General features: G+C 64.6%; 11 protein-coding genes. 4 read left to right on the forward strand and 7 right to left on the reverse strand.

Annotated elements, in window-relative coordinates; all coding sequences use genetic code 11:
• Positions 1–26 precede the first annotated feature (26 nt).
• The 3 genes from ACIPUD_RS23630 to ACIPUD_RS23640 form a co-directional block, all read right to left on the reverse strand.
• A complete protein-coding gene (locus ACIPUD_RS23630; RefSeq protein WP_018454639.1) occupies positions 27–851 on the reverse strand; it encodes a sulfite exporter TauE/SafE family protein in 825 nt (274 codons plus the stop codon).
• A gap of 195 nt (positions 852–1,046) precedes the next feature.
• Positions 1,047–2,405, reverse strand: a complete 1,359-nt coding sequence (locus ACIPUD_RS23635; protein WP_018454638.1) for a flippase — start codon at positions 2,403–2,405, stop codon at positions 1,047–1,049.
• Between the two features lie 138 nt (positions 2,406–2,543).
• On the reverse strand, positions 2,544–3,383 hold the full coding sequence (locus ACIPUD_RS23640; protein ID WP_446481637.1) for a protein-disulfide reductase DsbD domain-containing protein: 840 nt from the start codon (positions 3,381–3,383) through the stop codon (positions 2,544–2,546).
• A 142-nt stretch (positions 3,384–3,525) separates the two neighbouring features.
• On the opposite strand from ACIPUD_RS23640, the gene ACIPUD_RS23645 reads away from it, so the two are divergent.
• Entirely contained in the window at positions 3,526–4,170 is a 645-nt protein-coding gene (locus ACIPUD_RS23645; RefSeq protein WP_018454636.1) for a YqgE/AlgH family protein, read from the forward strand.
• 153 nt (positions 4,171–4,323) lie between these two features.
• On the opposite strand, the gene ACIPUD_RS23650 is transcribed toward ACIPUD_RS23645, so the two are convergent.
• Positions 4,324–5,211 (reverse strand): TauD/TfdA dioxygenase family protein, encoded by an 888-nt coding sequence (locus tag ACIPUD_RS23650; RefSeq protein WP_018454635.1) that lies wholly within the window; start codon positions 5,209–5,211, stop codon positions 4,324–4,326.
• A gap of 201 nt (positions 5,212–5,412) precedes the next feature.
• Entirely contained in the window at positions 5,413–6,192 is a 780-nt protein-coding gene (locus ACIPUD_RS23655) for an SDR family NAD(P)-dependent oxidoreductase (RefSeq protein ID WP_018454634.1), read from the reverse strand.
• A 99-nt stretch (positions 6,193–6,291) separates the two neighbouring features.
• Between ACIPUD_RS23655 and ACIPUD_RS23660 the strand changes: the two genes are divergently transcribed.
• Entirely contained in the window at positions 6,292–7,029 is a 738-nt protein-coding gene (locus tag ACIPUD_RS23660) for an SDR family NAD(P)-dependent oxidoreductase (protein WP_085351756.1), read from the forward strand.
• Positions 7,030–7,102: 73 nt separating this feature from the next.
• Positions 7,103–7,471, forward strand: a complete 369-nt coding sequence (locus ACIPUD_RS23665; protein ID WP_018454632.1) for a CsbD family protein — start codon at positions 7,103–7,105, stop codon at positions 7,469–7,471.
• Between the two features lie 174 nt (positions 7,472–7,645).
• Here ACIPUD_RS23665 and ACIPUD_RS23670 read toward each other — a convergent pair whose 3' ends face one another.
• Positions 7,646–9,334, reverse strand: a complete 1,689-nt coding sequence (locus tag ACIPUD_RS23670) for an SGNH/GDSL hydrolase family protein (protein WP_446481638.1) — start codon at positions 9,332–9,334, stop codon at positions 7,646–7,648.
• A gap of 215 nt (positions 9,335–9,549) precedes the next feature.
• On the reverse strand, positions 9,550–10,947 hold the full coding sequence (locus ACIPUD_RS23675; protein ID WP_204513300.1) for a lytic murein transglycosylase: 1,398 nt from the start codon (positions 10,945–10,947) through the stop codon (positions 9,550–9,552).
• Positions 10,948–11,150: 203 nt separating this feature from the next.
• Here ACIPUD_RS23675 and ACIPUD_RS23680 point away from each other — a divergent pair, with 203 nt between their 5' ends.
• On the forward strand, positions 11,151–12,026 hold the full coding sequence (locus ACIPUD_RS23680) for a UTP--glucose-1-phosphate uridylyltransferase (protein ID WP_026232775.1): 876 nt from the start codon (positions 11,151–11,153) through the stop codon (positions 12,024–12,026).
• The last annotated feature ends 77 nt before the right edge of the window (positions 12,027–12,103 follow it).

A 12,103-nucleotide genomic window follows, 5' to 3' on the forward strand; every position in this document is an offset into this window, starting at 1 on the left:
GCGGAGCCGAGCTCCGCCATTTTCGTTCAGTGCGTCCAGGCCAGCGCCGTCTCGAATGCCGAGGACAGGTGCAGCTCCGCGAACATGATCTTGCCGGCGACCACGAACAGCACGCTGGCGAGTGTGAGGCGCAGCACCGTCTCGGGCACGCGCGTCGCGCTAAAGCTGCCGACGACGATGCCGGGCAGCGAGCCCAACAGCAGCACGCCCATCAGCGCCCAATCCACGTCGCCAAGCGCCCAGTGCCCCATTCCGGCGATCAGCGTCAGCGGGACCGCATGGGCGATGTCGGACCCGACGATGGTCGCCACCGGCAGGCGCGGATAGAGCAGCAGCAGAACGGTGACGCCGACCGCGCCGGCGCCGACCGATGAAATCGAGACCAGCACACCGAGCACGATCCCGGTGACGACCGTCGCGATCGCCGTGGCGCGGTCATCGACCTGCTCCAGGCGCCGGCGATAGCGCTCCATGATCGATCTGCGGAAGATCAGCGAGGTCGCAGTCAGCAGCAGCGCGAAGCAGAGCACGAGGTTGACGAGATTGCGCTCGGAATCGCTCTTGAGGTCGAGCTTCCAGAGCACCAGCAGCGTCAGCGCGCTCGCCGGAAGGCTGCCGCAGGCGAGCCGCAGCACCGCCGGCCAGTGCACGCTGCGCGACCAGCCATGCACCACGCTGCCGCCGGTCTTGGTGGCGGCAGCATAGAGCAGGTCGGTGCCGACCGCGGTCGATGGATGAATCCCGAACAGGAGGATCAGCAGCGGCGTCATCAGCGAACCGCCGCCGACGCCGGTCATCCCGACCAGCAGGCCGACGCCGAAACCAGAGGCGACGTAGAGTGGATCGATCATGTCCAGGGAATCTTAGGTTTATCTCGTCAGTTGGGCAATACGACGTAGAATAAACTTTCCCTGCGGTGCAACCGCTTGGGCCAAATAAGAAAAATCGTGCTGTGCCCTTGGCAATAAATAGGTGTTTCGCGTTGTTCCCGGGCATGCTTCGAAGCAGCCGTTCCCCGAGAGCAGCACGCGAAGGCAGTCGGAAGTCTATTTCCCAAACGCCAGCACGTGCAGGCCGAGCCGCTGTCGCACGATCCAGAACAGCAGCACCGTCTCGAAACTGAGCGAGATCGAGGTCGCGGCCGCCGCGCCATGGCCGCCGAAGCGCGGCACCAACGCGATGCAGAGCACCAGGTTCATCGCAAAGGCCAGCGCATAGGCCAGCGCGCAGATCTTCTGCTGGCCGAGCATGTTGAGCAGCCGTTCGACCGGGCCGATCGCGGCACGGACCACGAGGCCAATCGCGGCGACGAACATGATGTCGTAGCCGATCACGAATTGCGGCCCGAACAGCCAGAGCAGGGGCTTGCCGAGCGCGAGCAGCACGATGGTCGCCGCCAGCGACGGCCAGAACGTCCAGTTGATGGCATGCGCCACGTAAGCCGACAGCCGCGCCTTGTCGCCAGCCGCGTTGTATTCGGCGAAGCGATGCGCGGTCGTCGCCGACATCGCGTAGTGGATGAAGGAGACCAGCGCCAGCGTCTTCACCACGGCGAAATAGACGCCGACCTCGTCGGAGGGGCGGAATTGCTGAAGCACCAGCACGTCGGTGTAGGACAGCAGCAAATAGAAGCTTTCGACCAGCAGGATCGGCAGCGACACGGCGAGCCAGCCGCCGACGTCGTAGGCCTTGGGGCCCGCCTCGATGTGATCGGCGAGCTTGCGGTTCAGCACCACCATCTGCCCGGTCATCGCGATCCACACCGCGCCTGCGCTCGCGATCATCGCGGCAACCGCGCCGAGATGATAGCCGAGCAGGAAGGCGCAAGCCGTGATGCCGATGATTAGTGTCTGGCGGATGATGAATTGCGGCATCAGGCCGAGTTGCATCCAGTCATGCGAACGGGCGATGCCGTCCTGGGTGTTGGCGACGACGAAAGCGGGCAGCGTCATGCAGCCGATGTAGAGCGGCAGCACTTCGGCGGGATCGATCCAGGGCGAGAGCAATTTGACGATGCCCGCGAGGCCGAGCGAGACCAGCGTGGAGGCGCAAAAGGTCAGCCAGCGGCTGCCCGAGAGAAAGCCGCGCAGCAGCGCATGCTCGCCACGGCTGCGGTATTCCGGAATGATCTTTTGCGCGGAGGCCGAGATGCCAAAGTCCATCATGCTGCCGAGCAGCAGCACCCAGGTCCAGACATAGACATAGACGCCGTAGTCCGACGTCCCCATCCAGCGCGCGAGCAGGACCTGCGAGAAATATGCAAGGCCGGCGCTGATCACGCGGATGAGGAAGATGGTGCCTGCCAGCCGCCGCGTCAGCGACGCTTCGCTCGACCCGCCCGTCAATTTGTCGCGCAGCCGCGCGATGAGGCCGGCAGGTCCGGTCGTTGCGGGTTCTGCATCCATCACGGCCAATTCGAAGGATCCCCGAGGCGCACACGAATGCTGCGGCAGACTTGCCGCAGTAGCCCTGGGGATTAGCAACCATTCGTTAAGATTCGGTTGGATCAAAGATGTCGTCCGGGCGAACGCCAGGACGACCACTCACTCCAGATTGGTATTGAACTCGTACGACTTCTCCGGTCCGACCAGCGTGAACTTCAGCGCTGCGCCGCCGGGCTGGGCGCCCGGCGGCAGGCCGTCGAGTTCGAAAGAAAATCGCTTCACGCCCGGTGGGCTGGGCTCGACCGGCGCCGGGATGGGCAGCGCCCAATCGGGCGTCGGACCTTCCACGAACAGACTGACGGTGCGCGCATCCGGAACGACCACGTCGACCACCACATTCTTGGGCCCATCACGCTTGACGTCGCGGATGGTGAGCGGATTGGGATCGCCGATGGCGGCAGGTTTGGGCACGGTGTCGAGCGCTGCACGCAAATTGGCGTCCTCGGTCGAGGCGACGCTGTTGAAGCCAAGCTCGGCGCGGGCCTCGACGGGAATGCAAAGCTTTTCGCACACCGCATAATTGATCTCGGCGCGCAACGTCACCGGCTTGTCGGCCGCCTTGGCGATGATGCGCAGGGGCAGCACGATCTGGTCGTGATAGCCGATCGAATGGCCGCCCGCGCCGTCGTCGAATTTCTGCGGGGCCGGCCACATCACCGTCACCGCTTCGACATTGTCGGATTTCGAGAAATCGAAGCGCGGCGGAACGCCGGAATCGCCCGGCATGCGCCAATAGGTTTTCCAGCCGGGCTGGATCTGGAAGGCGATACCGCCGAGCAGGACGGCGCCGCTGCGCGATCCTGCCAGCAACCGCACCGCGGAATGTCCGTCGCGCTGCCACGGCGATGCGTCGTCGGCATGGACCGCAAGCGCCAGCGAGGACGCGAGCAGGGTTGTCGCGACGCCAATCGCCGCACGCCGGGGAACTCTTGTCAGCATGGTACGTCTTTACAGGGTCGCCCGGCGGCAAACCATTGAATTGCTTGTGATGGATGCACTTGAATCAAGTCCCTGAAAGCCTTGATTTGACAGCGGCCCGGCCCGACATCAGGATAGGAATTGAAACCGGAGTGCTTCACCGATGGCTCCCACAGGCAAGAGGACGGGCGAAAGCACCCGCAAGCCAGCCCCCGCGCTCCCGAGTTCGGCGGGCTACCTCGACGGCCAGCTGTTGATCGCCATGCCCGTGATGGGCGACGAGCGCTTCGAGCGCTCGGTGATCTATCTCTGCGCCCACTCCGCCGAAGGCGCGATGGGCATCATCGTCAACCATCCGGCCGGCAGCATCGACTTCCCCGAGCTGTTGCAGCAGCTCGGCATCATCAACAAGGGCGAGCACATCAAGCTGCCGGAGAATGCCGAAAGCATGAAGGTGCTGCGCGGCGGTCCGGTCGATACCGGCCGCGGCTTCGTGCTGCATTCCAGCGATTTCTACATCGAGAATGCGACGCTCCGGATCGACGACGGCGTCTGCCTCACCGCGACCGTCGACATCCTGCGCGCGATCGCCAACGGCTCCGGCCCCAAGCACGCCATCCTGGCGCTCGGCTATGCCGGCTGGGCGCCGGGCCAGCTCGAGACCGAAATCCAGAGCAATGGCTGGCTACATTGCGACGCGGATTCGGATTTGATCTTCGGCGACGACGTCGACGAAAAATACGGACGCGCGCTGCGCAAGATCGGCATCGATCCTGGCATGCTCTCGAACGAGGCGGGGCACGCGTAGCGCCTCAGTGTCGTCCTGGCGAAGGTCAGGACCCATTACCCCAGGCTGCAATTGTTGAAGCAGGCTGGCAACCACCAGCCTTCGCCGAACTGGACATCGGTGGTAATGGGTCCTGGATCGGCGCTGCTTCGCTGGTCCAGGACGACTGGAGAACTACTCCGCCGCCTGCTGCTGCACCGTTGGCTCCGTGCCCGCCACCGTCGCGCGGCGCATGTCACGGGGCTGCGACTGGTCGTAGCGGCGGACGCGGTGCATGGTCTGGCGGTTGTCCCACATCACGAGGTCATGCAGCTTCCATTTGTGGACGTAGACGAACTCGCTTTGTGTGGCGTGCTCGTTGAGATCGCGCAGCAGCAGCCTTCCCTCGGGGACGCTCATGCCGACAATCTTGCCGGCATGCGATGAGAGATAGAGCGACTTGCGGCGATGGACCGGGTGGGTGCGCACGAGACGTTGCATCACCGGCTTGAACATCTCCTTCTCCTCGTCGGTGTATTCTGTGAAGCCCAGTGATCCCCGCGAATACATCAGCGAGTGCTCGCAGACGAGATCCTCGATCTCCGCCTTGGTCTCGTCGTCGAGCGCGTCATAGGCCGCCCGCATGTCGGCGAATTCGGTATTGCCGCCCTTCGGGTTGAGCACGCGGGCCGACAGCAGCGAGAATTTTGCCGGGATAGGGCGGAACGAGCTGTCGGAATGCCACAAGCAATTGCCGAGGTTGAACAGGTGCGCGCGGCTGTCCTTTGCCAGCGGCTTGCCGTCCTTGCCGAGATTGGAAACGTCGTTCAGGCCCGATTGGAGCCGGTAGTCCTTCTCCTTCGTGACCGTGCCGCCGCGCGCGTCCTCGCGCTGGCCGAAGTTTAGCGCAAAGGCCATCTGCTGTTCGTCGGTGATGTCCTGGTCGTGGAACACCAGCACTGCATATTTGTCCATGGCGGCTTCGATCTCGCGCGCCTCGGCCTCGGTGAGAGGTTGCCGCAGGTCGAGGCCCGAGACCTCGCCGACAAAATGTTTGTGAAGCTGCCGGATGGCGATCGTCATGACGTTTCTCCCGCGAACCGCGAGCGGTTGGTCCCGCTCTGTCGAGGAAAAAGTTACTCCCGTAACAAGCGATGTCAACGCTGGGCGCGCATAGCTGCCCGTAGCCCGGATGGAGCGAAGCGTAATCCGGGGAGTCTTCCTGCGATGTGAGAACCCCGGATTGCGCTGCGCTCCATCCAGGCTACGCACCTTTGGTGCCGCTTACGCGTTGCGCGCCATCAGGCCGCCGTCGACAGGGATGACCGCGCCGGTGAGGAAGGACGCTGCCGGCAGGCACAGGCTCAGCGTCATGTGCGCGACCTCTTCCGGATCACCGTAGCGGCCGAGTGCCGTGCGGCGCTTGGCGTAGATGGTCTTGTGCTCTTCCGAGATCCGGTCGGTGATGGCGGTGCGGATCGGCCCCGGGCAAATGCAGTTGACGGTGATGCCCTCGCGGCCAAGCTCCACCGCGAGCGAGCGGGTGAGGCTGGCGACGCCGCCCTTCGCCGCCGAATAGGGGCCGTGCAATGCGGTGGCGCCGAGCGCCTCGGTCGAGGCGATGTTGACGATGCGCGGGCTCTTCGACTTGCGCAAGTGAGGCAGCGCGGCGCGGATGATGCGCGGATGCGCCGTCAGCATCACCGCGAGGCCCTTGGCCCAGGCTTCCTCATAGGCGTCGTCGTCGATCGCGACGCGCACGGAGATGCCGGCATTGTTGACGATGATGTCGAGTCCACCGAAATGTGCAGCGACGTCGCCGACCACGCGCTTGATCTTATCGCCGTCGGCAACGTCGAGCTTCCAGGCTTTCGCGGCGCCGCCGCTTGCCACGATCTCCTTCGCGACGGCCAGCGCGCCCTGCTCGTCATAATCGGTGACGGCAACGTTCGCGCCCTCAGTGGCAAACACGCGCGCCGTCGCGCGTCCCATGCCGCTGGCCGCGCCGGTAACGAGAACGGTCAGGCCCTTCACGGATCGGCTGAGTTGTTTGAAATCGGCCATGCTGTTTCCTCTGAGCCCTGCTTGTTCTTGTTGTGATTGACAAGGCTGTCATCGATCCGCAGACAGGTCAAACAAGCAAGACAATGAGGGAGGCCAGCGATGACGAACGAGCTCGATTTCTCAGGCAAGCAGGTGCTGGTTGTCGGCGGATCCAGCGGCATCGGCAACGGCATTGCGCAAGCCTTTCGCGTCAGGGGCGCGCAGGTTGCGGTCTGCGGCACGCGTGCTCACGCGAAGGAATATTCGCAAGCTGAAGGCTCGGATCTCACCGGTCTTTCCTATGCGCAGCTCGACGTCGGCAATGCCGGAGCGGTCGAAGCGTTCAAGCCGTCGTTCGATCGGCTCGATATCCTGGTGCTCGCACAGGGCGTGGTGCTCTATCGCCGCGGCGAGTTCGAGATGGCGGGCTTTCGCAAGGTCGTCGAGGTCAATTTGATGAGCCTGATGGCCTGCGCCACGCGCTTCCATCCCATGTTGCGGGACGCGCGGGGATCGCTGATTATGGTTTCCTCGACCGCGGCCTATCATTCCACCATGGGCAATCCCGCTTACAACGCGTCGAAGACCGGCGCGGTCGGACTAACGCGGACGCTGGGCGAGGCCTGGGCCGAAGATGACATCCGCGTCAACGGCATCGCGCCCGGTCTGGTCGACACCAAGATGACGAAGGTGACGACCGACAATCCCAAGCGGCTCGAAGGTGCACTTTCACGCATTCCGCTGCGGCGATTGGGCACCCCGGCTGACATGGCGGGCGCGGCGCTGTTCCTGGCATCGCCGCTGTCGTCCTACATCATCGGCCAGACATTGGTCGTCGACGGCGGGCTGATTCTCTGAGTCCAATTTCAAGTCAGATGGAACTGCGCCGCTCCTGATCGGTTACTTGGGCTGACCCCCGAGGAGGAGCATCATGGATAAGGATCGAATTGTCGGATCGGCCAAGGAATTCGCCGGACGCGCGGAAGGCGCTATCGGAGATTTGGCTAGCGATACGCAGACACAGGCGTCCGGCAAGGCACGCGAAGCCGCCGGCAGTGTGCAGAATCTTTACGGCCAGGCCAAGGATGCCGTACGTGACGCCACGGACACCGCGGCAAGCTATGCCAAGGACGCCTACGACAAGCCGGCCGAAACGTTGCGTGACGGCTCGCAGGCGATTGCCCAGAAGGTGCAGGACAACCCGATGGGCGCGCTGCTGGTCGCCGGCGGCATCGGCTTTGCACTGGCACTGCTGATGGCGCGGCCTTCGCGCCGCCCGCCGCCGCGCTGGCGCTACTAGGCTAAAGCCAACGCGCGATAAGCATCAGGGCCCCGGACGCAGCGCGGCGCGTACGCCGCGTTGCCGAGCCGGGGCCCATTCTTTTTGTGACTGTCGGACGAGCTGGGTCCCGGCTCTGCGCAGCAGCGTTTCCCGCTGCAGCGCGTCCGGGACACGAGAGCTCAGCTTAGAAAATTATCGGAACACTTCCGCCGATCGCCCGACGTTGCCAGGCGGACGCGGGATCGCAGGGTTGGGATTCGGATTGCGCGGCGCCGGCGCCAATTGACGCGGCGGGGGCGGCGGCGAGCCAAAGCCGAAGAAATCGCGCATCGATGGCGCTGCCTGTGCCGGTTGCTGCGGCGCCGGTGGCTTCTTCGGCGCAAGCTTTGGCGGGGCGATCGCCGCGGCCGCACCCGGCGTACCGCCATCGGGTGTCGTCGTGGCGACCGGCGTATCGCCCTTGGCCTGCTCGCGGCCGACTTCGCGGCGCGGCCAGGCATAATCATCGGCGCGGCCGGCGGGCGCAGCCAGTGGCTCGCCCTTCACCATCGTCTTCGCAGCCAGCGCATCGACGGCGGCAGGACGTGAGCCCGGCCCACCCAGCAATTGATCGGTCGAGATCGAGGCCGCAACCAGCGGCACGATCGGGCCGGCCAGCGGCCGCGGCGCGGGCTTGCCGGGTTCGGCACTGGTGTCGGGGGTCGCCGGTTCGCTCGGCAGCGCGATCGGGCCGGAGCGCCCGGCGAGCAGGCGGGTGATCTCGCGCTCGACATAGTGGGCGAGCTTGCGCGCGCCGGGTTTCGTGAAATAGACGCCGTCACCGCTGCGGAGCTGACGGATCTGGCCTTCGAAGTCCGGGCCCTTCTGCAAGAAGCGGCCGGCTTCGTCGACAAAGCCGTCCCAGACGTCGACATAGGTGATGCCGGCCTTGGCCGCGCCTTCGCGATAGAGCGAATCCAGGAACAGCATGTCCGCGGTGCCCTTGGGGCCACGGATGGCGGGCAGGCCGACCCAGAGCACCGGCACGCCCTTGGACTTGAGGACGTTGGCGAGCTCCTCGATCTTCTTGCCGTAGAGCTCGACCCAGCGCTCGTCGCGGAATTCGTAGAGGCCGTTCGGGTTGCGCGCGGTCTTCTCGGGCGCGGCGACCGCCGGTGCGTCAGCGTTGTCGGCATCATCCTGCGGCAGGTCGGCATCGGCCGGCTTGTCATCCGGCTTCGCGGCGGTGTCGCCGGGCTTGGCATCGCCAGGCCTGGCCGGTGGTTTGCCGCGCGCGCCCTTGTCGTTCTTCTTGTCCTTGTCCGTCGCCTTGTCCGATTTATCGGGTGCTGCCGCCTCGCGGATCGCGATGCGGTCGTTGAGGCCGAGCATCACCACGATCACGTCGGGCTTCTCGGTCTCGAGAATGCCTTTCGCAGCAGCGGTCCAGTCCGAGGGCTCGCCCTTGGGCTGGTACTTGATTAGGCCCGACGTGGTCTTGTGCTTGCGGATCACGCCCATGTCGGGCTGCTCGGTGTAAGCGTCCTCCAGGCCGTAGGCGAGCCAGTCAGCCATGGCGTCGCCGATCACCAGCACGTTCCTGTCGGGAATGGTGTCGCGCTTGGCCGGCGCCGGTGCGCGCGAAAAATCCTGGCGCGGCGCTTGCGGCTGTTGCTGCTGGAACGGCGCGAAGAAGTCGCCGCCGAACCATCCGCCGCCTCCGCCTCCGCCGTTGCGCGGCGGCGGCGGAGCCGAGCGCTGCGGCGGGCCGCCGAAGCCGGGGAAGTTGAAGAACTGCGCCGAGGCGGGTCCCGCGACCGACACCAGAATCGCAAGCGCCGTCCCCAGCGCGATCAGCGGGCCAGTCTCGGTCAGCACCTTGAACAGGGACTTCTTCGACATGCGATCTCGGCACGTGCAATAGGGATCAGGACAGGCTCGATATAATAACGGAATCGGGCGCCAAACGGGCAGATTCTCTTTCAGATTCTCTTCAGATCCTTGAGATTCTGGGCCCAGATTCTCGGCCCAGAATTATTGGCCCATACACGGCGAACCGCCGCCCCGGTCAAGACTGCCGGCCAAAATCCCTGTTCAGGGTTACTTTCGGCGCGATTTTATTGCCCGCGCAGCCGATTCAGCGCGTCAGAGGAGGCAAATCCGTCCGCGGGGACCCCGATCGAGGCCTGGAAGTTGCGCAGGGCTTCCCGGGTCTGGCCGCCGAACTGGCCGTCGGGGGTGCCCTTGTAGAAGCCGCGCTGGGCCAGCAGCTGCTGGAGTTCCAGCCGCTCGGTCCGGGACAGCTCCCGTTCCTGCCGCGGCCAGGGCTGAACGAACGGCTGGCCGCCGCGCAGGCGATCGGCGAAATGGCCAATCGCCAGCGCATAGGCCTCGGCCGGGTTGTACTTCATGATGACCCGGAAGTTCTGCAGCATCAGGAAGCCGGGCCCTTGGGCACCGGCCGGCGCCAGCAGATAGGCCTTCTCGGCTGGATGCGGGAAGGGCTGGTTGGTCGGGCGCTTGAGGCCGAGCTTCTCCCACTGCGCTACCGTCATCGCCTTGGCGCGGTCGGCCAGCATGTAGTTGAAGCCTTGGGGCACCACGACCTCGTAGCCCCAGGTCTGGCCGGCCTGCCAGCCGTCCTTCTTCAGATTGTTGGCGGTCGACGCAATCAGGTCGGAGGGATTGTCGACGACGTCACGCCGGCCGTCGCCGTCGCCGTCCACGGCAAAGCGCTTGAACGCGGTCGGCATGAACTGGGTCGGGCCGAAGGCGCCGGCCCAGGAGCCGCGCAATTGTTCGGGCCTGAGATCGCCGCGGTTGAGGATCTCCAGCGCGGAGAGGAATTCGTCCTTGAAGTAAGCCTGGCGGCGGCCGATGCAGGCGAGCGTCGCGGTCGATTGCAGCACGCTGCGGTCGCCCATCTGCGTCGAGTAGTTGGACTCGATGCCCCAGATCGAGGCGATGACATAACGATCGACGCCGGTGGCTTTTTCGGTGGCCTCGAACTGCGCCTTGTATTTGGCCAGGACCTCGCGGCCCTTGGCGAGGCGGTTGTCGTTCACGAGGATGTCGAGATAATCCCAAATCGACTTGGTGAACTCGGGCTGCGAATCCATCAGGTCCATGATGCGCAGATCGGGCGCGAGGCCTGCCGTGAAGCGCTGGAAATTTTCCTGCGTGATGTTGCGCCGTGCGGCATCGGGCCACATGCCTGCGACGCAATTGTTGAAGTTACCCGCGGCCTCTCGGATCGCGGCGGCTGTCATCAGCGGATGCCCGGAGGCGCCATCCTCGCCGGTCCAAGGTTGAACTCCCGTTTGAGCGCCGCTGGGCCCGGGCGCTGCTGGCGAAGGCGCCTGGTTCGGGCCGGAGAAAATACCGCCGAACAGATTGGACAAACCGTTCTGAGCCTGCGCGCTGGCGGGAAGTGGGAACAGCAGGGCGGTCGCAATCATCGTCGCACCGGTCACGGACCCGCCCCGTTTTGCCAGCCCTGCCATTGATTGCATCATGTCCACACCTGTCCGGCCAAAATCCGCCCTCAGGAGGCCTGGTTACGGTTGCCAACAGCTTAACAAAGGTGAAATTTTGATGGTGGCCTTTTTCTTAACTCTGTGAGGATGAGGCCCCACATCCGCCTTTGTTGGCGGCTGCAAACAAGCTAGCAAGATGCCATCGCTCCCTTCACGTGTTCCTCAGGTATTCGATCAATCCCATGAAAATCCGCAAAGCCGTATTTCCCGTTGCCGGCCTCGGCACCCGCGTCCTGCCCGCCACCAAGGCGATGCCGAAGGAAATGCTGACGATCGTCGACAAGCCGCTGATCCAGTACGTCTATGACGAGGCGAGGGAAGCCGGCATCGAGCACTTCATCTTTGTCACCGGCCGCAACAAAAGTGTCATCGAAGATCATTTCGACCGGATGTTCGAGCTCGATGCGACGCTGGCCGCGCGCGGCAAGAAGACCGAGCAGGACGTTCTGGCGCAGAACCAGCCGGAGGCCGGCGCCGTCAGCTTCACCCGCCAGCAGGCGCCGCTCGGCCTCGGTCACGCGGTCTGGTGCGCGCGCGATATCGTCGGCAACGAGCCGTTCGCGGTCGTGCTGCCGGACGAGCTCGTGCTCAATTCGCCCGGCTGCCTGAAGCAGATGATCGACACCGCCAGCAAGCTCGGCGAAAAATCCAATGTCATCGCGGTCGAGGCGGTGCCCGACCATCTGACCCATCAATACGGCATCTGCGGCGTCGGCAAACGCACCGGCAAGATGTTCGAGGTCGACGGCATGGTCGAGAAGCCGGCCAAGGGCACCGCGCCCTCCAACCTCTCGATCACCGGCCGCTACATCCTGCAGCCGGAGATCTTCAAGATCCTGGAGACCCAGGAGCGCGGCGCCGGCGGAGAGATCCAGCTCACCGATGCCATGATCGGCCTCGCCAGATCGCAAAGCTTCTACGGCGTCGAGTTCGAGGGCGAGCGCCATGATTGCGGCTCCAAGCCCGGCTTCCTCCGCGCCAACATCGCCTACGGACTGAAGCGGCCGGAGCTGCGTGACGGGCTCATTGCGGAAATGAAGAAGTATTTGGGGCAGTAGCGCTCCGCTCGTCATTGCGAGGAGCGAAGCGACGAAGCAATCCAGGCTGTCTTCGCGGAGACAGTCTGGATTGCTTC

The organism is Bradyrhizobium sp. CAR08 (assembly GCF_052871955.1).